This is a genomic window from Streptomyces luteireticuli, from assembly GCF_041519305.1.
Lineage (GTDB): Bacteria > Actinomycetota > Actinomycetes > Streptomycetales > Streptomycetaceae > Streptomyces > Streptomyces luteireticuli.
On record NZ_CP167928.1, the window covers coordinates 1 to 20,407 of the forward strand.

Genomic DNA, 20,407 nt, shown 5'->3' on the forward strand with positions numbered 1-20,407 from the left:
ACTCCCATCACTGGAACCGCCCCGCAGCCCGGCGCCCACTACGTCGACACCCTGCTCCGCGACGTCCTCGGCAACGCCCACCGGGCCAAGGCCGCCGCCGCCGGACAGGACTGCACCCTCGCGTTCCCCCTCGACCAGGTCCTGGCCGCCGCCGAACACGCCGTCACCGCCCCCGAGCACGCTCTCGGCCCCGGTGACACCGAAACCGCGCCCCGCCTGTGGTGGATCAAGGGCGACGGCACCTTCCTCATGAGCAACGGCATCCACCACCACACCCCCAACACCCGTGACGCCAACGGCCGCTGGCACCACATCGCCTACGCCGACACCTGGGGACCGGGCACCGACCCTTCCCCCCTCCTCGGCCGGAACGACCTCCACACCACCCTCGACCTCACCCACCCCGCCCCCGACCCCGCCCCCGACCCCGCCCCCGACAGCGACACCGGCAGCGCCCCCGACACCGACAGCGACAGTCAGTCCCTGATCGACCTGCTGCGCACCGCCGCCGCCGACGGCGCCACCCGCCTCCTCCTCCACATCACCCACAACCAGGAGGGAATACAGCTCACCATGACCACCAACTAGCCCACCCCGCACCCCGCAGGCCCCGCGTCCGGACATCCCCGTCCCGGCGCGGGGCCTCGCCGTGTTTCCCGCCAGGAGCATCCGCCACCCCCACCCACATTCCGCCCCCCGGCACCCGCACACCACCCCCGCCCCCGCACGCCCCCCGGGCCGCCTACTGTCCCGACGAACCCACCCAGGGGGCCAGGCCACCACCACAGGAAGGGGGGGGAGCGCCGTGAAGCAGGAGACCACCATCAACGAACTCGCCCAGTACACGGGCCTCTTCAGTACCGTCGACCACATCACGGTCCTCGAGACCGACCCCAACACCGGCATCACCGAAGAGGTCACCCTCCCCCCGCCGCTGATCCGCCGCTCCCAGCGCCGTGACGACACCATCGTGTGGATCCTCACCCCGCCCGGCGTCCACGAGCGCATCTTCGGCCCCGACCGGGCCCCCGCCACCGGCTCCCTCCAAGCCGCCACCCCCACCCACCCCACCGGCCACACCCCACAACAACCGCCCGCCGCCCCGCAGCAGCCCGCCCCCGCGGCCTGGCAACAGCACCCCGCTTACCCTGCCCAGCAGCCGCAGCAGGCCCCCGCCCCACAGTCGGCCGCGCCCCAACGGCCCCCCGCCCCCTGGGCCAACCCACCGCACTGAACCCCACCCCCTCATTCCTCCCCACCCCCCCGCCCCGGCCCCCCCCCCGGCCCCGGCTCCGGCCCCGGGCACCCCCCCCCGGTACCCGGGGGCGCCCCATGGCCCCCCCGGCCCCCCCCGGCCGGCCCCGGGCCGAACAGCACCCCGGCACCCGCCCCGGGCCGCCGGTACACGCACCCACCGGCGCGCGCCCGCCCCGCCCCTCCCCGCGGCGGCGGAGCCCACCCCGCCCGCTCCCCACGACCCCCCGGCGCCCCGGGACGCCCACCCGGCAACGCCCCGGGGGGAACGGGCGGGAGAGGAACAACCCGCGCGCCCCCAGGCACAGGAACAGCCGGACCAGCCACCGGGGGCGCGGCCACCGGCCCCGCCCCCGCCCCCCCGCCCCTGTCCCTGTCCCTCGGCCCGGTACTCGTCGGCCCCGCCGCGCGCGCCCCGTCCCGCTGCTCCCCGTCCTGCTCCCTCTCCCGCTGCTCCCTCTCCCGCTGCTCCCTGGCCTGCCGCTCCCCGCCCCCGGCCGCCCCCTCCTGCGCCCCTTCCGGCCGTCCCGGGACGCCCCCCTCCCTCTTCCCCGGCGCCGGAGTCGGCTCCTGCCCGGCCGCCCCACGGCCCAGCCGCCGCAGCTCCTTGACCCGCTCCACCCCCACGCCCAGCCGCCGCCCGCACCCGGCCACCGTCTCTCCCGCCTGGCCCATCGCCAGCACCACCCGTGCCACCGCCAACTGCGCCTCGTCAACCCGCGCCTGACCGCGCTCGCGCACCTGCCGCACCTCCGCGGCCACCACCGCCGCGTCCTCGACCGCCAGCTCGAAGTCGGCCACCAGCTGGTCGAACTCCGCCTCCCGGCGCCGCCGCTCGGCCTCCGCCTCCTCCGCCGCCCGCCGCTCCTCGGCCATCCGCAGCGCGGCACGCTCCAGCGCCGCCCGCCGCCGCGCCAGCATCTCGCCGGTCTTCCCCTTGCCCTTGGTCGCCACCGCAGCCGCCCTTCCGGCTGTCGAGGGCCCGCCCGTCGCAGGCCACGCCGCGCAAGTCTGCGCCGCCCGGCGCGCGCGTCACCGGGCGCGAGCCGCCTGTGTCCCGGGCGGTAGCACGCCGGTCGCCGGGCCCGGTCCTGCTCACGGGACGGCACTTCGGACCGGGCGGGCGGGGGAGCGGGGGAGTGGGGGAGTCCTGGGGGGGGGGAGGGAGGGGAGGCGGGCTCCTGGTGGACGGGAGGGGTTCTGGTGCCGGGCCCGGGGGTGTGTCTGTCACACAGGTGGCGGGTCGGTGGTGTGGTGTGGGTGCGGCGGGGGTGCGGGTGGTCGTCGTCCGGTGGCGGGTGGTCGGTGGTACACCTCTGGCACTTTTGACGCGCGGGCGTGCTCGGGGGCGGTTTTCCCTTCGGGCGGGACGCGTGGGGAGGTTGTCTTCCGGGCCTTGGGAGGTTCGGTGCCCCGTGCCGGCCGGCACGGGTGCCGGCCGGGTGCGTGGTGGTCTTGTGGCGGTGTGGGGATGACAGCGACAGGTATCTGTTGCCCGGCGCTCAAAATGCCGATGAGTCGGGCATTCACGGTGCCGATGTTTGGTGACGACGACGCCCCGCTGGCGGGGTGCCAAGCGGGGCGTTCATCGGCAAGGTGTCGCTTTCGTCGGCGAGGTGCCGGTTGGTCAGTCGACCACCTCGCTGACGGCCGCGCGGGCGGAGGCGTCGTCGACGAGGTTCTTGCCGGTGGCGAAGGCGGCGACGAGGGACTGGAGGGCGAGGTTGTTGACCGCCCTCGGATAGCCGCGCGAGGTCGTGTGGATCAGCGAGAGGGCGTCCTCGGTGAACAGCTGGTCGGGTCGGCCGACGAGCTTGAGGTGGTGGGCGATGTAGCTGGTGGTCTCGGCGGAGGCCATGCCCGGCATGGTGTAACGAAGGGCGGTCCGCTGTTCGAGGGCGGCCAGGACGGCGAGCTTCATCGTGCGCCGCAGGGTGGGCTGTCCGACCAGCAGGCAGGACAGCGGGGAGTCCTGGTCCATGCCCTGGTTGGTCATCATCCGGACGGCTTCGAGCTGTTCGTAGGTCAGCAGGTGGGCCTCGTCCAGGACGAGGACGGGGGTGCGTCCGCGTTCCTCGCGTTCGCTCATCAGGGCCTTGCTGGTCTGGACGGCCAGGCGGGAGCCCAGGTGGGAGGGCGTCTGCCCGAAGGCGTTGACGATCTCCTCGTAGATGCCGCGGACGCCGATCATCGGGTTGGGCAGGTAGATGACGGTGTATTTCGACGGGTCGAGGGCGTCGAGGCAGGTGCGGACGGAGACGGTCTTGCCGGCGCCGACCTCGCCGGTGACCACCCCGATCGAGCGTTCGGAGATGCACCAGGAGATCCGGGCGACGGCCTCGTTGTGGGCCTGGTGCCGGTGGAGCATGCCCGGCGAGAGGTTCCGGCCGAACGGCATCCGCTCGAACCCGTAGTGGGCTTGCAGTTTCTCGATCACGTGGTGGCTCCGGGGAGTTCGCTGGTGGAGGCTTCCCAATGCTTGATGTCAAGCCGCGGCTGCTGTCGTGGGAGGTGTGACTTGGTAGCACCGTCCATCACGGACCAGGGCCCAGATGACATTGACGCGTCGGCGTGCCAGGGCGAGCACGGCCTGGATGTGCCGCTTCCCTTCGGCCTTCTTCCGGTCGTAGAACTGCCGGGAGTTGGGGTCGCTTCGGATGCTGAAGAGCGCGGAGGTGTAGAAGACGCGCTGCAGGCGCCGGTGATACCTCTGTGGTCTGCGAAGGTTCCCACTGGTCTTCCCGGAGCACCTTGAGCTTCCCCCGAGATGCGGAGTCAGTTGACAGAGGGTCAGATGGGACTCATGAGAGGACCTTCGACCATGGCTGCCCCGAGAAGATATCCGCTGGAGTTGCGTGAGCGTGCGGTGCGGATGTACCGCACCTCCGACCCGAGGCCGCAGATCAAGAAACTGGCCGTCGACCTCGGCGTGCATCCGGAGGCCCTGCGCGGCTGGATCCGCCAGGCCGAGGCCGATGCCGGCGAGCGCGACGACCGGCTCACCACCGACGAGCGGGCCGAGCTCACGGCCCTGCGCAAGGAGAACGCCCAGCTCAAGCGGGCCAACGACGTGCTGCGGACGGCCTCGGCGTTTTTCGCGGCGCAACTCGACCCGACCCGGCCCAGGTGACGGCGCTCGTTGACGAGCATCCCCGCCTGGGGGTCGAGTGCGTACTCCGGGAGCTCCACATCCCTTCCGCCACTTACTACCGCTGGCGCCGCGCGGAGAAGGAGCCGTGCGAACGGCGCCGCCGGGACGTCGAGCTGACCGAGCAGATCCGCACGATCCACGCCGACTCCGGCGGGATCTACGGCTCGCCGCGGGTGCACGCCGTCCTCAAACGGGAGGGCGTCCGCGTGGGCCGCAAGCGGGTCGAACGGCTGATGCGCGAGGACGGTCTTGCGGGCGTGAGCCCACGCCGCAAGAGCGGCTTCACGCGCCGGGACCCGAAGGCCACCTTGGCCCCGGACCTGGTCAACCGGGACTTCACCGCACCCGCGCCGAACCGGCTGTGGGTCACCGACCTCACAATGGTTCCGACCGGCGAGGGGCCGCTGTGGCTCTCGGCGATCCGCGACGCGTTCTCCCGCCGGGTGGTCGCCTGGGAGACCTCCGCCCGCGCCGATGCGGACCTGGTGCTGACCACCCTCGAGTACGCCCTCTCGTCCCGCGAGGTCGAGCCGGGCAAGCTCATTCACCACGCCGATCACGGCTGTCAATACACGTCCATCAAGCTCACGACCCGGTTGGTGCGGGCGGGAATTGAGGCGTCCATGGGGTCCGTGGGGGACTCGTACGATAACGCCCTCGCGGAAAATCTGTGGATGCTGATCAAGACCGAGGGCCTGCGCGGCCGCACCTTCGCCACACGTGCCGAGGCGAACCTCGCGCTCTTCGAGTACATCGACGGTTTCTATAACCCCCGCCGCATCCAAGAACGGCTCGGCTACCTCAGCCCGATCGAGTTCGAGGAGAAGCACTACACCGACCAGGCGACGGCCGAACCAGCGAACCTGAACACCCATCAACCCGTCCCGACCTGCTGATCAGCAACTCTCACGCAGCGGGGGAACCTCACTGTGGCGCATCGCGGAGATGTGCGCGCGGTGCGCGGCCGCCACTCCCGACTGCCGCGTCTTGGACACTGCCCCGCCCCCGGCCCGCACCGCCCCGACCGGGGCGGACCAGGCGGCGGAAGGGCCGGATATGGAGCAGGAGAGGGCAGGCGGCACGCTGGGGGACGGTGTGGCAGCGGTCTTCTCCGACCACGCCCCCTCCCCCGCGGCCGGTGCCGCGTCGTCCGCGGCCGCCACACCGGCATCGGTCCCTCGCGCCCGCGCCGCCGCACCGGGCGGAGCCTCCCGGCGGGCGAAGCCGCGGGGGAAGATCGCCCAGCGGATCGTCCCGCACGACCTCGAGCCCGACGTCCTGCGCCTGGAGCTCATCGAACTCGGGGACGCGTTCCGCACTTACCAGCAGCGCACCGAACCCGACCTCGCCCTCCTCGCCACCCTCCACGAGCGCAAGGCCCGCGCCTTCCGCCTGTGGGCCGACGTGAGCGGCGACGGCTCCCTGCGCCACGAGGCCGCTCGCGCCGAGAAAGCCGCGCAGACCACCCGCGAGATGCACGCCAACCGCACCGGCCAGCCCATCGGCGACATGGCGGACGAAGGGCCGGTAGGGCCGGTGGTGGAACGGCTGATGACCCGAACCCAGGCCGTGCACGCCCGTGCTGTGCTGGACTACGTCGCCGCCCACGCCCCGCACCCGGAGGCCGAGGCGCGCCTGGCGGTCCTCATGCTCACCCTGCGGGCCGCCCGGGCCGGCACCGGGAACGTTACGGGCCAGGACCTCACCGGCTGGCTCCAAGACGACGCCGAGCACGTGGTTGAGCAGTTGGTCGCGGCCGACTGGCTGCGTCTCCCCGGCACCGTCGCCGAGCTGATGGCCTCCCGTTCCGAAGACCCCACCCCGGTCACCGTCCCCACGCTGCTGCCCGGCCAGCCCCTCCCGTTCGCCTTCGGCAAGACCACCCGAGCGAGGATCTCCGGCTGGGCCCAGAAGGTGGTGGGCGACCGGAAGATCGCCGAGTAGCCGAGGGGAGTTTCACCCCTCGGCCCTCACAGATCCGTACGTGACGATCTCTCGTCATACGGCTCTTGTCGTCCTGATCACCAGGCCGAGGCGGGGGCGGTGGCATGCCGCCAGTGCGCGAACATGTGGGGGTGTCGCAGGGCGATCTCCCGCATCTTCGCGATGGCCTTCCGCTTCGCCGCGAGCCGTTTGTACTTCTGGCGGATCCAGCGCACCAGGTAGGCGTTGATGCGCATGAGGAGGGGGTGCAACTCCCAGGGCCGGAACCGCCCGTAGTAGTTGACCCATCCCGCCACAACCGGGTTGATCCGGCGGGCGAGCTCCTGGAAGGACAGGTCAGTGCGCCGGTGGAGTTGCCATGACCGCACCTCGCGGCTGATCTTCTTCAGAGCGTCCTTGCTGACAGCCGGTGTGAACGACACATACTGCTTGCCGTGCCGGTTCCGGCCTCGCCTGGGGCGGAACGTGTACCCGAGGAACGTGAACGCCGTGTGCTCGTAGGAGCCGCGGCGGTTCGTGTCCTTGCAATAGACGATCCGGGTCTTGTCCGGGTGCAGCTGCAGCCCGACTTCGACCAGCCTGTCCCTGAGTGCGGCCAGCACCTGGCGGGCCTGGCGCTCGGTGACGCAGTGCAGCACCGCGTCGTCCGCGTAGCGTTCGAACCAGATGGTCGGGAACTCCCGCGTCATCCAGGTGTCGAACGCGTAGTGCAGGAACAGGTTCGCCAGGACGGGAGACACCGGAGCCCCTTGCGGGGCAATGCCGCGTAGTTAAGAAACGGCGAGGATTTTGATGTCCGGTGGGTCTGGGTGGTGGACTGTGGTTTCGGTGCGCTTCTTTTTCCTGTAGGCGTGGACGTGGATGCGTTTGACGGCTCGTGGGCTGGTGCGGTGGCGCCGGCTGGGGTTGGGCCTCTCCAGAATTTCTGTGAAAGCTGATTCAAGAGCTTTCGCGAGACGGTGAGGGGGAAAAGCCCGCCTGGTCAGTGATCTGACGGCGGATGATGCGCAGTGAGCGGATGAAAGATAGCCGGTCGGGGTCGATATCGGCTTGGTCGGCGGCTTCGCACATCAGGTGCCGGACCGCATAGTGGGTGAGCAGGAGCGCCCAGATCTCCTGCTCGATCATGTCCGGGGATTTTGAACGCAGTACGGCGCCGCGGCCGCGTTGATGGGTTTTGATCTCGTCGAGGCCGGACTCGAATTCCCAGCGTTCCGCGTACGCCGCCGCGAGCTCGGCAGCACTGGCGTCGTCCGGGTCCATGATGGTGGTGATCAGGCAGAAGATTTCTCCTTTGCCTTCACGGTTGGTCACCTCGTACTCGACGACCCGGACCGGGATGCCGGACGGCTCTTCGATGTGTGCTGCCCCTCGGTGACGCTGGACGGCACGCCGGCGGCGTACTTTCGGGTCCAGCAGAAATGACTCGTACGAGCCGTCCTTGAGCGGTCGGACCACCGGCAGATGAGGTCCGTCGGGCATCCGCCACAGAAGATCCGCCCCCGCGGCCGCAGCAGCTTCCCACAGCCGGTAGGCGTAAAATCCCCGGTCAGCAGTGATGAGCATGCCCGGCTCGAAATCCGCCACGAGATCCCGGGCCAGTGTCCCTTCATCCGTACGCCAGGGCCCCAGCCGTGCAGCCACAACGGCATGCGTGCCGCATTCTCCCAGCCCGACAATCTTCACCTGTGGAAACGGGGCAGGATTCTTCTCCCCGCCGGAACGCCCGAACTCCGCGTCATTCGCGGGCGTGTCGGGGAGGTCCAGTACGAAACCGTCAATAGCCATCAGCCGAAAATTCCCCAGCCATGCCCCTTGCGTACCGCGCTGGGCACACGGCAGCGCCACCCGCTCGAACAGCGCTTTCAGCGGCTCAGGCCCCAGACGCCGGCGCGCCTGGGAGACCGCGCTGGACGTGGGAACCGTCCATTCCTTCCGCCATGTCCCCAGGAACCGCAGGCCGTTGACGAGCAGACGGGTCACTTCCTCATACGACTCGCCGAAGAACAGGCACATGGCCATCACGTAATACACAACGACACGTGCAGGCAGCAGACGAGATCTCTTCTCCGTCCGCCCCGTCTCCGCGAGAACCTCATCGACCAGGTCACGGTGCACCAGACGCGTCAGAACCCCGATACCCACCCGGTCAGTCAAACGCTCGCCGGAGATGGCCCCTTCATCTCGAATCCCACCCATGAACGAGAAACATAACCAGATTCGTGGCCACAGCGAAAGAGCAGAACCGCCCCAGGTTGACTGTCCACAACCATCCCCGGCGTGTCGCTGTGAAAATGTGGACACGGAACGCCGAGTTTCTTAACTACGCGGCATTGCCTTGCGGGGTTCCGCGTTCCCGCTCCAGCAGGGAGCCGTCGGGCATGACGAGCGGGGCGGCGAGCCACCGGCGCACGTACAGCTTCACCCAAACGGCGTCGGTGTGAGCTTCCACCGCCTTGACCAGCAGGTCCCAGGGCACACTGTCGAAGAACTTGGCGATGTCGAACTCCACCACCCAGTCCCGTTTCCAGCAGCGCTCCCGGCACCTTTCCACCGCGTCCAAGGCGGACCGTCCAGGCCGGTATCCGTAGCTGTCCGGATGGAAAACAGGATCCACCCTTCGCATCAGGTGCCGGGCCACAACGGTCTGGGCCACCCGATCGGCGACAGCAGGAATGCCGAGTATTCTCGTGCCGCCTCCGTGTGGCTTGGGAATCTCAACCGCGCGCACCGGAGGCGGAAAGTAGGAGCCCGACGACATACGGTTCCAGACCCGATAGAGGTTGTTCTTCAGGTCCTTCTCGAAGTCGTCGATACTCTGCCCGTCCACACCGGGTGCACCCCTATTCGCTCTGACTTCCTCCCACGCCTCCTTAACTTCCCACTTCGAGATATCAAACGGCTTGACCTGAGACTTCAACTGGCCCATCGCACTCCTCCCGGACTGCCGTCCGGTTGATGTGATCAACGCAGTCACGAACGACCCGACCCCTTCGCTCCACCCCCATTACAGGGGCTTCGTCACTACTGCGAGCCGGTCCGCCAGCGTGCACCGCATCGGTACTCAGCCCCTCGCAGTGTCTGCCGCTTGGGGCGCTCCCTCTCGCCCGCCACAAGGACGGGACCGTATCGGAGCACGCCTTCTCCTGTTCCATGCGGAAGCCGCAGTCCGGGCTCACGTCGCCTGCATGCCGGACACCGCCTGGCCAATAAACGGGCACCCGCCAGGCTTATCCCGGGATTCTTACGACACCCCGGTTTTGATGTCGTCTGACTTCCTTTCGACACGTCAGCAGCGATTCACTTGTGTTCGTCTTCCCGGACCCCACCTGACGCCTCTAACGACGCCTTTTCCTCATCGCTCACTACAACGGTCTTCAAACCAATGCAGCATGAGGCGGTTTGAAGTCTCCCCCCGCAGGGCGACTCCGAAGGGCCACAAACCCTTCATCTCCCGCACAGCACTATTTCCAGAAGCTGACCTACAACCAACTCCCTTTCATATTCAGGACACAACGCAAGAAGAAGGCCACCGCCGCCACCCGGCTCTTGGCCCTGTACACCGCCGCCCACACCCGCCCCAACGGCCGCCTCGGGAGCGCCGAGGACGACGGACTCGCCCCGGACCAGGTTGCCGCGTTCTTCACCCTGCCACCCGACCACATCGGCGAGCACGCCGAACTGCTCCTCGCCGCCGACTGGCTCACCGAAGCCGACACCTCCGGAGAACGGCTGCGCGGACAACTCGCCGAGCGGGCCCTGCCGCTGGGAGGACTGCTGTGACACCGGTGGGTCATGCTGTCCTGCTGTTCCACCGCCTGGGCGATGGCAGGTCCACCCGGCGCGGCGGCGCGGTTTAGCGCTGTACTTCGAGCGCGCGGCGGTAGCCGTCCGAGTCGGTCTCCTGCGTCTTGACCGGCCCGGTGGGCGCGGCCGCGGATTGCGGGACTGGGCCGGCGGCCGCCGTTGCAGCGGGCGCCGCGGTATAGGGGCGTGGGTGGCAGGACGTGCAGGCTGCGGACTTCCGTTGCGACCAACTGTTCCCGATCCAGCGCAGCTTCGTGTCGTACGCAGGTGTGCGTGGGTCAAGAGGTAGGAGACCGGGCTTTGAACGAGTGCAGATCGGCTACAGCGAGGGTTTGCTTCGCGTCGTGCGCCTCGAAGGTGCCCATGCGCTGGAAGCCGAGACGGGTGGCGAGCTTGAGGGAACGCTCGTTGGCCGTCTGGGTCACCACCAGGACCGGCTGGTCGGGAAGCTCGTCGGCGGCGGCCCGCAACGCAGCCTTGGCGGCGTCGAAGGCCAGCCCCGCACCCCAACTTCCACGCCGGAGCAGGTAGGTCAGCTCCAGTTCCCCGCCTTCCTCGGTGACGTGTCCGGGAAGGTCGGCGGAGCGGCGGTCGAGTACGAGTGTCCCGATGAGCCGGTCGGTTGCCTTTTCGGCAATGACGTAGGTACCGGGTTTGCCTGCAATAGCGCTGATGCCGTTCGCGTTGAAGTACTGCTCGACGACACTACGGGGCCGCGGGCCGCCGAGGTGGGCACGGACTTGTGGGTCGGTCTGGAGCTCGATGAGGCCGTCGATGTCGGCGTCGTGCGCTTGTCGCAGCCTGAGACGATCTGTGGTGATCTCAGTGGCAGTCAGCGTGGGTAATGCGTTCATGAGATCCATTGTCCCGGCCCATTGGATCGAGCCACCAGTCCGGTTGCGGTGGCCACAGCCCCTCCGGCGGGGCTCACACCTCCCAGCCAGGGGGATACGTGCGGCGCGTAGGGATTGCGGTGGCTGCGCCTGTCGGAAGCCTGGTGGTAGATGGGCGGCGCCTGCTCAACGTGACTCGAACCGGAGCCGGAACCGGGTCACACGGGCTTCATGCGGACGTCGCCCTGGTGTCGCACAGCGCGATCCGGGCGTTGCGTCGCAGACAGGGCAGGTGACGTCGATGACTCGCCACGAGGGCTCGGATGCCGACGGGTTCTGGCGTGCACGCGGCCGAGGGCGCTGCTTGCCCTGGCCTGTGCGGGACTTCTTTTCGTCGGTGATCAGCCGGAGTCGTTCGTCGTGAGGAAGTTGCCGGCGGGGGCCGTTGCCGACCTGGTCGTCGTTGTAGCAGCTCTTGCCCTCAGGGGCGCCGCATCGTGGGCACGGTTTCGTGAACCAGGAGCGGAGCTCGACTTGCTCGTACAGTGACGGCTTCCGCTTCGCTCTCGGCTCTGTTTTGCTCGCATGCGATAGGGAGCTGGTGGTCCGTCGCACCGAGGGGGTCGTTTGCGCAGGGGGCTCGCCCAGACCGGCACGGGTCGCCCATGCGTCGATCTCTTCCCGCTGGTGCATGTCGATCCGGTTGCCAGCCTTCTCCGCCACCAGGAGGAGCTCGCGCACCATCTCGCGCAGCAACGCCGGCCGCTGATCGGCGCCGTGACGCTGCAGAGACCGGAGCAGGCTGCGCACACGGATCCCTGCTCCAGCCGCGTGTCGATCACGGTTCGCCTGCTCCCTTGCCTGGTTCTGCGCCCGCCGCTCGTCGCGGAGTTGCTCGGCGGCCGCCGCGGTGACCGTGTCCTCCTCGTCGGTGCGGTCGTGGTCTGCCGTCGCGTTGACCCGTGCCAGAAGCTCACGGACCAGGGGGATCTCCCGGGCGGCGATCGCCTCCTCCAGGCGGGAGAACAGCTCCCGCCGTACGTCGGCCTGGGCTTTCAGCCAGCGCTGGGCGTCCGAGACGGCGGCCGTCAGCTGCGCCTGTGTGTCCTGGTCCACGCCGGTCACCGAAGCGATGTCGCCGCACAGCCGGGTCACGACGATGACGGAGTCCACCTTGCGGGCGTGGGCCAGCTTCGCCAGCAGTGCCTGGGCCCGTGCCTGCGGGTCGGGTCCTTTCCCGGTGCGCTGTCGCGACCAGGGTGCGGTGGTGGGCCGGGTGCTGCGGGAGCGGACGATCCGTTCGACGGCGGGTGTCGACAGTCCGCGGTCGGTGATCTCGCATGCTTCCAGGGGGAACCATTCGGTGGGCCGGGCGAACGCCTCGGTGCCGATCCGGACCTGGCGGGTCGTTCCCTCGCTGTCCAGGCGGATGCGGTGCACGTACCAGCGGCGGATCACCGTGTCCTGGTCCACCGGCACGGACATCCCCAGCACCGGTTCCACATCCTCCTGGTCCCATACCGGCGGCACCGCCTGGTCCAGGTGCACCCGCAGCCCTCTGTGCCGGAAGCGGACGTCCACCACCGAGCCGATCGGCGCCCCGGCCGGCCGGGCGAGGTCGGCACCGGCCTGGCCGTCCCGGTCCCGGAGCCAGGCAGCGGCCGCCGATTTCACGTACAGGTGGTCGGCACTGTCCACCCCGCGGGCCCGGCGCCCGCACACGTGCGGCTGCCCGTCCGGACCGGGGTGATGAGCGAAGTGGCAGACCCGGTCCGTGTAGAGCTTGGTGGTCAGCTGCCCACCGCAGCCGCCGAGCAACAACCCGCACCAGAAGGTGTCGCTCTCGTGCCGGCGGCGGAAGGCGTCGACTTCGATCGCCTCCATGGGCAGGGCTAGAGGCTCTTCGGAGTCCGCACTGCCCAGCACCGCGGTCTGGATCCGCCGACGATCCCGCACAAGCCCCCCAGCCTGCCGCCCCACCCCCTGACGCAAGTCATCGTGCCAGCGCAGCCGCCGAGCGCGGCACCACGGCGGACATAACGACCGAGGAGTACCCCCTGTGGCCAAAACCTGACGCGTGGCGAACAGCAGGTGAGCCGTGTCAGCTCGACCGCCGTGCGCGTTCCAGGGCCAGCGCCTCCTCGATCGCGGCATGCTCGGCGCACATGCTCTCCAGCCGCCGCCAGCGAGGGTTGTAGTCGGCATGATCGCTGAACCGGGAGGCGGTGCCGCACAACCGGTTCCACCATTGCGCCACGTTCTGGCGCAGCCACTGGACCAGACCGGGGTCCCCGCCCCGGCCCGCGACGACGAAATCGCCCCACATACCGGCGATATCGGACAGGTAGATGCAGTCGGCGCGGGTGACCTCGCTGAGCCTCACCGCGGCGAAGTGCTCAGCACTTCCCTCGGGATGCTGACGGACGAGTTCTCCGAGGCGGGCGCTGAGAAACGCCTTCAACGGTTCGACATCGTCCGTGTGCAGATCGTCGGAGAACTCCAGCTCCTTCACCGGACCACGGATCTCGGACATCGGCGCTCCCCTCCGTTTGACCGATTCGATGACCGCGAGGGTATGGCCCGGGGCGAGCGGCCCGCGCGGCCTTTCCGGAATTCGATGACGAAGCGGGGGTGGAGGGCTGCACTTCGACGTCGGAGGCGTCCGTGGGCAACTCGTGTCCTGCTGTACCGGGCCGGGACGGAAGCACGAACGCGGCCCTTCGCAGCGAGGCCGTGCGGGACGGACCCCGTCGTCATGACGGTCCCCCGCACGGCGGACGCTCAGCGCACCTCCGGCGCGGTGACGGCGTCCCGTGGGCCGGGGACGAAGGTGTCCCAGGCGGCGCGGGCGTAGTCCTGCAGCGTGGCGCCGGGACGGTCGACCGCCGCCAAGGCGGCCAGCAACTTCGCGTAGCGCGGGTCCGTGGCGAGTGCGGCGGCTTCTTCCAGGAGTTCGAACTTGCGGGGGTTGGCCAGGTTCTTGGCGTGGATGCGCGTGGTGGCGCCGGAGGTGGGGCCGCCCACGTCGTGCTCGATGGCGCAGACGGCGCGGCCGCCGTCCTCGATCGCCGTCACTCGCAGCCGGCGGTCCCGCCACGTCATGTCCGGTGCCAGGTCGCGGTACAGCTGGCCCTCCTGGACGTTCCTCACACCGCCACCGCCTGTTCGCGGGCATTGATGGAGGCGGCCTCGGTCGTGCACACCTCGACCACCGGACCGATCAGGCGACCGGCCTTCCAGGATTCGCGCAGCCCGGCGTCGAGGAGATCCTCGCGGGTGGCGAGCATCCGCATCTCCCCCGCGAGGCATCCCCTGGCGGCGGCGTCCGGGGTGACGACGGTGAGCCGGCCCGCGCGGTCGGCGACCAGGACCGCGCGCTCGGACAGGGTGGTCAGCGCCCGCAGGTGCTCGACGCGCACCGTGGCGGGGTACCACCCCGTGTCTACCGGGGTCTGCTCGTGATCACGCTGTGTGGACATCTGATCCTCCGATTCTGCTGGTTCTCCGGCCGGGGTCAGCGTTCGGCCGTGGTCGGGGGCAGGACACGGTCATTGAGCACGTTTCCTCCAACGCTTGATCGTTGAGGACCCGACACCGATTCGAGTTGCCGCAGCCCCCACGGAGAGGTGCCGCGTCGCCTCCACCGCTTCAGCCATCGACGGATAGCCGGCCGCCCGCGCGGTCTGCTCGATTTGTTCCCGCCGTGCTGCTTGCGCGAGGGGAAGGGTGCGGGCCGCTCCTCGGGCACGCGCCGCGCGAACGGCGGGAAGGCTGTCGGTTCCGGCCCGGGCCTCGGCGGAGCGCCGTGCCAGCTCCTCGGCGGGGAGAGCCGCGGCTCTCATCCGGGCGATGATCTCCGGGTCTTGTTCCATCGCCCCGGTGCGCGCGGCGGACAGGGCCTGCCGGGTGCTTCTGGCCATCAACGCACTGGCCGCCGGCAGGCGGTGCTCCGCCCGGTAGTCCGCCGCGCTCATGCCGTGCACCCGACCGAGATGCGGTCCAAGGGACCGGAACCTGCGTCCGCACGACAGGCACGTCACCAGACCGTCCGGGTCCGCTCCGTCGGGCCGCTTCCCCCGGACATCCGCGGTCCGGGTGCCGACGGCCGCCCGAAGGGCCTCCAGGTCGTACAGCAAGGCCCGGGGGTGGTGATCCTGCCGCCCTACGGGAGCCGGCCAGCGCCCTGGGCTCTGCTGCATCAGCGTCTTGAGGCTCCCGGGTGCGTAGCCGAGTTCGGCCTCGGCCTCCCGGCGCGTGACCTGCTGCGTCATTCACTCCTCTTCAGATCGGTGCGGGCTCCACGCCCAGGACGTGTGGCGTGGGCTTTGCGAACCTCCTCGGGGCTGTAGAGGTTCTGGCCGCTGCGGCCGGGCTGGCGCGCGACGGGACGCACACCCCAGCGCGACAGGGCGGTTCGCGCCCCGTTGGGGGTGGCGAGCCCGAGGTAGTTGCGCACCTCGTCAAGCGTCCAGAGCACAGAGTCCGTGCCGGTCATAGTGGAATCTCCCTCTGCACGCCGGAGACGCCCCCGCGCATATGGCGGCGGAGGCGTTGTGGCCGGTGACGGTGCTCAGTCCTGGGCGGTGATCTGCTCCCGAACGGCCTGCGCCGCCTCATCGGTGAGCGTGGTCTCGACGCCCACCTGGCGCCCGGAAGCATTGACGACGGCGCGGCTGTCAGCGACGACTGCATCTTCACCGTCGAGATCGACGAGTTGGCCCGCGAGTACGTCGATGTCGTCGGCAGGAACGCCAAGTTCTGCGGCCAGGTCGCGCGTGGTGATCATCTTGACTCCCTTGTACGAGCATCTCTGACGACATCAACTATGAAGCATTGCGCTTCATAGTTCAAGGTGTCCAGCCATGTACCTAACGTCCCTCACACCCCATCAGCCATCTGACCTGCGCAAAGTTCCTTGAGCCATAGATAGCGGGAGAAGCCGTCGAGCAGGCCCACGCCGACTTCACCGCCCTCCAGTCGGGAAAGTCCGGCCGCCCAGGTGGCCCCCCGGGGCTGCCGGGGCTGGAGTATTCCTCGTCCTCGTCGTCCTCCTCGTCCTCTTGCTCGTCCTCGTCCTGCTCCGGGTCCTGCTGGGCATGCTCGGATGCTTCGTCTCTGGTCGCACCCATGGCCCTCCAGGCTTGTTCTTCGAGCTCGCCAGCCTTGTCCTGCAACTGATCCATGATCTCCATGGCTTGGTCCCTTCGCGATCAGTCCACGTGATCCCAGACTGCCGAAGAACAGCCCGGGCCGCACCTCGACCCCACCGGACCTGGCTCACCGGACAGAAGGAGCATCATCGAGCCGGCCGGTGTCGGTCTCCGGCGGCTCGGGCAAGTCCCGCAAGGCCACGGGGGCGGAGACGGGTGCGGAGCCCGAGACCGGGGCGGCGGTGGCGAGGAGGGCGGACAGGCACAGGGCGGCGGCCGCGGCGGCGCGGCGCCAGCGAAGGTGTGTGGTCACCCGCCTACCGATACCCATGATGGCCAGCGCCTCTCGGGCGGCAACGCGAACGACTGTGAGAAGGAAGGGGAGTTGACACTTCCGCGTTTACATCGCCAGGCCCCCGCCCGGACGGGGCGGGGGCCTGGCGGGCCATGGAAGTAGGCGGCACTCCTGCTCGCGATGCGCCACGGCGCAGTCGGCCGCCTGGTTTCGCAGCGGCGTAGACCGGGCCTGCATAGACGTTGCCCGCGTTCCTGCCCGCAGTACGACGGTGGTGTCGTCCCGGTACCCGGACAGATCAGGAGAAGCGGAGGGTGACGCTGCCGTCGCCGCCCTTGCCTCCGGAGCCGCCGTTGGCCTGGCCGTTGGCGCCGCCGCCCGTGCTGGTGCCTCCCCGGTTCCCGCCGCTGCTGCCCTTGCGGCCAGCGCCGCCGCCACCGTTTCCTCCGCCGTTGCCTCCCCGGGCCCCGTTGGGATGCTGGCCGGCTCCGCCGTTGGGTCCGTCGGAAGAGGAGACGGAGTCGACCCGGGCGTCAGGTTCGTTCTTCGAGTAGACCCCGGACTTCTTGACGACGCAGCTGCCGCTCTCGGCGCCCCGTCCGCCCGTGGCGTCACCGCCCTTCTCGTGATAGCCGTCGTACCAAGCGGCGTTACCGCCCCTTCCACCGCGGTTTCCGGGCTTACCGCCATGGTTGTGGTAGACGTCAAACTTGCGGATACCCTGGCCGTCCTTCCCCGGGTGCCGATATTCACCGCCGCCCCCGCCCCCGCCGCCCCCCGGGTACTTAGCAAGGTAGTTCCTGTCGAGCATGCTGCCGCCGCCGCCTCCACCACCACCTCCTTGAGCCATGGCGTTGAACTTGAGGTCGTACTTCTGCCATCGGACGTTGCTGGTCCCGCCGCCACCTCCGCCGCCCCCCGCGGCGGGCACGACCCCGTTCTTCTTGGACTCGGAGACGGTCGTCTTACGGGCGTCGCCGCCCTTGCCGCCTCGACCGTAGCCGCTTCCCCCGGACCCACCCTCAGGTCCCCGTCCGCCTCCGCCGCCCTCGCCCACAGTGATCCTGAGCGGCAAGCCGACGCTGCGGCCCGAGACGGTGCACTGCACCTGGCTGCCGCCCCCGCCGCCGGCGCCGGACGAATCCTCCCCGCCGCCGCCTCCGCCGCCTGCCCCCTTCACCGTGATGGTGATCTTCTTCGTGCCGGAGGGCGGCGAGCACAGGTAGATGCCCGGCTTGGTGTAGCTGGTGGCGCAGGTGGCGGCGGATGCCGGAGTAGCCAGCGTCAACGGCGTCAGGACGCCCCCCAACAGGGACAGCACCCCCATCGCGGTCCGCAGGGCCGGGGTGGACGGTGAGGCCGAGCGGAAGGCGCGAGCCCGTTCACGACTCATGGTTTTCCTGCCTTTCGGTGTCGCGGTGCCTGCTGCGGCACCGTGATGAACAGCTGCGAGGACCATCCCGAAGGCCCGCGAGCACCTGACTCAGGGCGCCGGTACCGGACGTGCCGACGGAGGCTTGCAGGAACTCCCGGCCCCGGGGCCGACGTCCACAAGGAGGAGGATCGACTACACACAGCCCCCCCGCACGGCACGCGTGGACCTCGTGCTCCCGGAGCGGAAAATCCCTGTGTCCCGCAGCCCGGCCGCGGGACACAGGGAGCCGGCCGCGGCCGCCGGCGGCTGGGGGAGGAAGACCGGAAGCCGGTGGCCGGCCGCGCCGGTCAGCCCTCGTCGTTGTCGGCGCCGTTGAGGCCCTTGTTGCCCTGGTTCACGGTGCACTTGGCCAGGTCGAACAGCGAGCCTCCAGTGGCGTTGGCCTGCTGGGGGACGTCGTTGGCCGCATTCCCGTTCGTGTGCGCCGGCAGCGTGTCGGAGCAGCTGATGGTGTCGGCGGCGGCTGTACCGGCGGAGAGGAATCCGGCGCCGGTGCCCAGCACGGCGACGCACGCGGCGACGGCCGCGGCCTTCTTGAACTTGACCATCGTGGTAACTCCCCTTTTTCCTGCGGGCTGTGGACCGCCCGTGCCCGGCGGGCACGCGGCACCTTGTGAACGCCGCATTCCGGAACCAGGGTGCGCCCGACAACCCGAACGACGGATCATCGGATATTCGCTGACCAGAGCTTCACCCCCGTTGCGGGCGTGGCGGGCAGCCTGGCCGGGCGGGCAGTGCCCGGGCGGGAACAGCAGTGTGGGGTGTTCCGTCCCGTGACCGGGCAGGAACACCCCACACATGCGTGGGGCGGGAAGGTCACCAGGCGACAACAATCACCGCGTCCCCGCCTTTGGAGCCCGCCGCTCCGTCGCAGCCGCGCTGGCCGGCCTGCGGAGAGGTCTCGGTGTTGCCACCCCGACCGCCACGGCCACATCCGACTGTCATGTTGCCGCTGCCGCCCTTCCCGCCACGACCGGCCCCGGCGGGCGGGGTGTAGGTGGAGCCGCTGGGCAGCTTGACTGCCTTGGCGTAGGCGGGCGCTCCTGCGCCCCCGGAGCCCGGAGCGCCGCCCCCGGTCGGGTCGTCGTCGTCCTTCACCACACGGCCACTGCTGATGCCGAGACCCCCCTTCGACCCAGCCTTGACGGGCAGGACCTTCACATCATCCCAGCATCGACCGGACCACGTGCCTTCGCCCCCTGCTCCCGGGTTGCGCGAGCCCCGTCCGGCCGCCGCCCCGTTTTCCGTGCCCCCGTTACCCCCATGACCACCGTGTCCTCCGCCTCCGCCGTAGCCCGCGAAGACGGTGGTGAACCCGAAGAAGCCCTGGCGGGAGGTGGAGTAGTACTCCACATGACTGATACCGCCATCCGACCCCTTGCTGCCCGACGTGCCGTTCTTGCCCATCTTGCCGTCCTTACCGACCTTGTTGAGGCCGCGCGCACCGCCCGCACCTCCCGAACCGCGACTTCCGCCGGATCCGCCCTTGCCCGGGTCCAGCCGGAGAGTCCGCGCTCCTTTCCATCTGGCGATGTCGAAGACGCAGTGCTTGAACGCACCGGTGGAACCGCCGCCCCCACCGGCTCCTCCACCGCCGCCAGAGCCGCCACCGCCCGTCCAGCTGCCGAACCCGGCTGACCCGGTGCCCTCACCGCCGCCACCGCCGCCGCCACCGCCGCCACCACCGGCTCCCCAGACGTAGACGTGGACCTTCTTCACTCCCTGCGGGGCTGTCCACGTCTTCTGCCCGCCAGCGCCGGTGAACACTTGATACCGGGCAGGCGCCGCATCCGCCGGCACCGTCAAGGACGCGGACAACAACCCCGTCCCCGCCAACGCCGCCACCCAGCCTGCCAACCACCGTGTTCGCCTCATCAGCCGTTCCTCCCTCACCGAGGGTCACCACCGTTGGTCACACAGTGCACTCAACCGGTAATCACCCCGATGCGGCACGGAAAGCCCCGAAGATCACCCATGCCAGTCAGGAAACGGCAACACCTGTACAGGAACTCACCCGCCCATCGCTCGACAGGGCTGTGACACTCACCCGGTCTCGCAGGCGACTCCGCATCTTGCTGGCGCGAGTCGCCCCAGACCGAGGCCTGCTGTACCGCCGGCCAGGGCGTCGCCTGCACCTACGGCAACTGGCAAGCACGTAACTCACGTGTCTCCCGAGCATGCATGCCTTCTACCTGCGTAGATAGGCAACAGCACTAGATAACGCTCGACTTGCGCGGTGAGTACCCCGACGCGCGACCGTGCCCTGGGGCGCGGTGTCCATGCCCTGATCCCCGCCGACGCCACGGCTGCCCAGTCTCCGGCGGCGCGCGCCCGCGCCGCTCTGGCAGCTGTTCAGACCGTCCCAGGTGCCGGTCCTCGTCCTGGACGGCATCGCGGGCCTGTTGGACGAGCTGGAACGGCGGGCCGGGGAACGCGACGAGGACACGCAGCAGGCCGCGCGGGAAGCGGCAGAGTACCTGCGCTCCCTCACAGGCTGACCACCTGTTGATCGCCTTCCGCCGTTTCCAATGGAAACGG

The 20,407-nt window shown here is 69.7% G+C and carries 24 protein-coding genes and 2 pseudogenes; 7 read left to right on the forward strand and 19 right to left on the reverse strand.

Annotated features, from left to right (window positions below):
• A partial coding sequence (locus AB8735_RS35445; protein WP_372411971.1) for a hypothetical protein occupies window positions 1-588 on the forward strand: 588 nt, incomplete at its 5' end.
• Between the two features lie 217 nt (window positions 589-805).
• A complete protein-coding gene (locus AB8735_RS35450; RefSeq protein WP_372411972.1) occupies window positions 806-1,234 on the forward strand; it encodes a hypothetical protein in 429 nt (142 codons plus the stop codon).
• An 11-nt stretch (window positions 1,235-1,245) separates the two neighbouring features.
• Here AB8735_RS35450 and AB8735_RS35455 read toward each other — a convergent pair whose 3' ends face one another.
• From AB8735_RS35455 to AB8735_RS35465, 3 genes and pseudogenes are all read right to left on the reverse strand, one after another.
• The gene (locus tag AB8735_RS35455) at window positions 1,246-2,208 is read right to left on the reverse strand and encodes a hypothetical protein (protein WP_372411974.1); all 963 of its coding nucleotides are present in this window, start codon (window positions 2,206-2,208) and stop codon (window positions 1,246-1,248) included.
• 673 nt (window positions 2,209-2,881) lie between these two features.
• Entirely contained in the window at window positions 2,882-3,691 is an 810-nt protein-coding gene (locus AB8735_RS35460) for an ExeA family protein (protein WP_372411975.1), read from the reverse strand.
• A 48-nt stretch (window positions 3,692-3,739) separates the two neighbouring features.
• Window positions 3,740-4,006, reverse strand: a pseudogene (locus AB8735_RS35465) (IS110 family transposase); the annotation flags it as partial.
• A 69-nt stretch (window positions 4,007-4,075) separates the two neighbouring features.
• Here AB8735_RS35465 and AB8735_RS35470 point away from each other — a divergent pair.
• From AB8735_RS35470 to AB8735_RS35480, 3 genes are all read left to right on the forward strand, one after another.
• Window positions 4,076-4,384, forward strand: coding sequence for a transposase (locus AB8735_RS35470; RefSeq protein ID WP_372404934.1), 309 nt, complete (start codon window positions 4,076-4,078; stop codon window positions 4,382-4,384).
• On the forward strand, window positions 4,381-5,301 hold the full coding sequence (locus AB8735_RS35475) for an IS3 family transposase (RefSeq protein WP_372404936.1): 921 nt from the start codon (window positions 4,381-4,383) through the stop codon (window positions 5,299-5,301). The genes AB8735_RS35470 and AB8735_RS35475 overlap by 4 nt, the downstream gene beginning before the upstream one ends.
• A 160-nt stretch (window positions 5,302-5,461) precedes the next feature.
• Window positions 5,462-6,349 carry a hypothetical protein gene (locus AB8735_RS35480; protein WP_372411976.1) on the forward strand — a complete coding sequence of 296 codons (888 nt, stop codon included), beginning with the start codon at window positions 5,462-5,464 and terminating at the stop codon, window positions 6,347-6,349.
• Between the two features lie 77 nt (window positions 6,350-6,426).
• On the opposite strand, the gene AB8735_RS35485 is transcribed toward AB8735_RS35480, so the two are convergent.
• The 3 genes and pseudogenes from AB8735_RS35485 to AB8735_RS35495 form a co-directional block, all read right to left on the reverse strand.
• Window positions 6,427-7,110, reverse strand: a complete 684-nt coding sequence (locus AB8735_RS35485) for a reverse transcriptase domain-containing protein (RefSeq protein ID WP_372412444.1) — start codon at window positions 7,108-7,110, stop codon at window positions 6,427-6,429.
• 178 nt (window positions 7,111-7,288) lie between these two features.
• Complete coding sequence (locus AB8735_RS35490; protein WP_372405003.1) at window positions 7,289-8,548, reverse strand: IS4 family transposase; 1,260 nt, start codon at window positions 8,546-8,548, stop codon at window positions 7,289-7,291.
• 133 nt (window positions 8,549-8,681) lie between these two features.
• Window positions 8,682-9,278, reverse strand: a pseudogene (locus AB8735_RS35495) (reverse transcriptase domain-containing protein); the annotation flags it as partial.
• A gap of 620 nt (window positions 9,279-9,898) precedes the next feature.
• Between AB8735_RS35495 and AB8735_RS35500 the strand changes: the two are divergent.
• Window positions 9,899-10,132 carry a hypothetical protein gene (locus AB8735_RS35500; protein ID WP_372411977.1) on the forward strand — a complete coding sequence of 78 codons (234 nt, stop codon included), beginning with the start codon at window positions 9,899-9,901 and terminating at the stop codon, window positions 10,130-10,132.
• A 302-nt stretch (window positions 10,133-10,434) separates the two neighbouring features.
• Here the strand turns inward: AB8735_RS35500 and AB8735_RS35505 are convergent, their stop codons facing one another.
• The 13 genes from AB8735_RS35505 to AB8735_RS35565 form a co-directional block, all read right to left on the reverse strand.
• The gene (locus tag AB8735_RS35505) at window positions 10,435-11,010 is read right to left on the reverse strand and encodes a GNAT family N-acetyltransferase (RefSeq protein ID WP_372411979.1); all 576 of its coding nucleotides are present in this window, start codon (window positions 11,008-11,010) and stop codon (window positions 10,435-10,437) included.
• A gap of 165 nt (window positions 11,011-11,175) precedes the next feature.
• Window positions 11,176-12,873: a hypothetical protein gene (locus AB8735_RS35510; RefSeq protein WP_372411980.1), complete on the reverse strand. Its 1,698-nt coding sequence runs from the start codon at window positions 12,871-12,873 to the stop codon at window positions 11,176-11,178.
• Window positions 12,874-13,090: 217 nt separating this feature from the next.
• Entirely contained in the window at window positions 13,091-13,522 is a 432-nt protein-coding gene (locus tag AB8735_RS35515) for a hypothetical protein (RefSeq protein ID WP_372411981.1), read from the reverse strand.
• A 248-nt stretch (window positions 13,523-13,770) separates the two neighbouring features.
• On the reverse strand, window positions 13,771-14,139 hold the full coding sequence (locus tag AB8735_RS35520) for a DUF6354 family protein (protein WP_372411982.1): 369 nt from the start codon (window positions 14,137-14,139) through the stop codon (window positions 13,771-13,773).
• Window positions 14,136-14,468, reverse strand: a complete 333-nt coding sequence (locus AB8735_RS35525; RefSeq protein ID WP_372411983.1) for a hypothetical protein — start codon at window positions 14,466-14,468, stop codon at window positions 14,136-14,138. Before AB8735_RS35525 ends, AB8735_RS35520 begins: the two co-directional genes overlap by 4 nt.
• Window positions 14,469-14,537: 69 nt before the next feature.
• A complete protein-coding gene (locus AB8735_RS35530; RefSeq protein ID WP_372411984.1) occupies window positions 14,538-15,260 on the reverse strand; it encodes a MucR family transcriptional regulator in 723 nt (240 codons plus the stop codon).
• A complete protein-coding gene (locus AB8735_RS35535) occupies window positions 15,257-15,484 on the reverse strand; it encodes a hypothetical protein (protein ID WP_372411985.1) in 228 nt (75 codons plus the stop codon). The genes AB8735_RS35530 and AB8735_RS35535 overlap by 4 nt, the downstream gene beginning before the upstream one ends.
• Before the next feature lie 75 nt (window positions 15,485-15,559).
• Window positions 15,560-15,775, reverse strand: coding sequence for a hypothetical protein (locus AB8735_RS35540; protein WP_372411986.1), 216 nt, complete (start codon window positions 15,773-15,775; stop codon window positions 15,560-15,562).
• An 82-nt stretch (window positions 15,776-15,857) separates the two neighbouring features.
• Complete coding sequence (locus AB8735_RS35545; protein ID WP_372411987.1) at window positions 15,858-16,181, reverse strand: hypothetical protein; 324 nt, start codon at window positions 16,179-16,181, stop codon at window positions 15,858-15,860.
• A gap of 85 nt (window positions 16,182-16,266) precedes the next feature.
• On the reverse strand, window positions 16,267-16,452 hold the full coding sequence (locus AB8735_RS35550; protein WP_372411988.1) for a hypothetical protein: 186 nt from the start codon (window positions 16,450-16,452) through the stop codon (window positions 16,267-16,269).
• A gap of 280 nt (window positions 16,453-16,732) precedes the next feature.
• Window positions 16,733-17,827 carry a hypothetical protein gene (locus AB8735_RS35555; protein WP_372411989.1) on the reverse strand — a complete coding sequence of 365 codons (1,095 nt, stop codon included), beginning with the start codon at window positions 17,825-17,827 and terminating at the stop codon, window positions 16,733-16,735.
• 329 nt (window positions 17,828-18,156) lie between these two features.
• Window positions 18,157-18,417 carry a hypothetical protein gene (locus AB8735_RS35560; protein WP_372411990.1) on the reverse strand — a complete coding sequence of 87 codons (261 nt, stop codon included), beginning with the start codon at window positions 18,415-18,417 and terminating at the stop codon, window positions 18,157-18,159.
• 268 nt (window positions 18,418-18,685) lie between these two features.
• Entirely contained in the window at window positions 18,686-19,726 is a 1,041-nt protein-coding gene (locus AB8735_RS35565; protein ID WP_372411991.1) for a hypothetical protein, read from the reverse strand.
• 509 nt (window positions 19,727-20,235) lie between these two features.
• Between AB8735_RS35565 and AB8735_RS35570 the strand changes: the two genes are divergently transcribed.
• Window positions 20,236-20,367 (forward strand): hypothetical protein, encoded by a 132-nt coding sequence (locus tag AB8735_RS35570; RefSeq protein ID WP_372411992.1) that lies wholly within the window; start codon window positions 20,236-20,238, stop codon window positions 20,365-20,367.
• Window positions 20,368-20,407 lie beyond the last annotated feature (40 nt).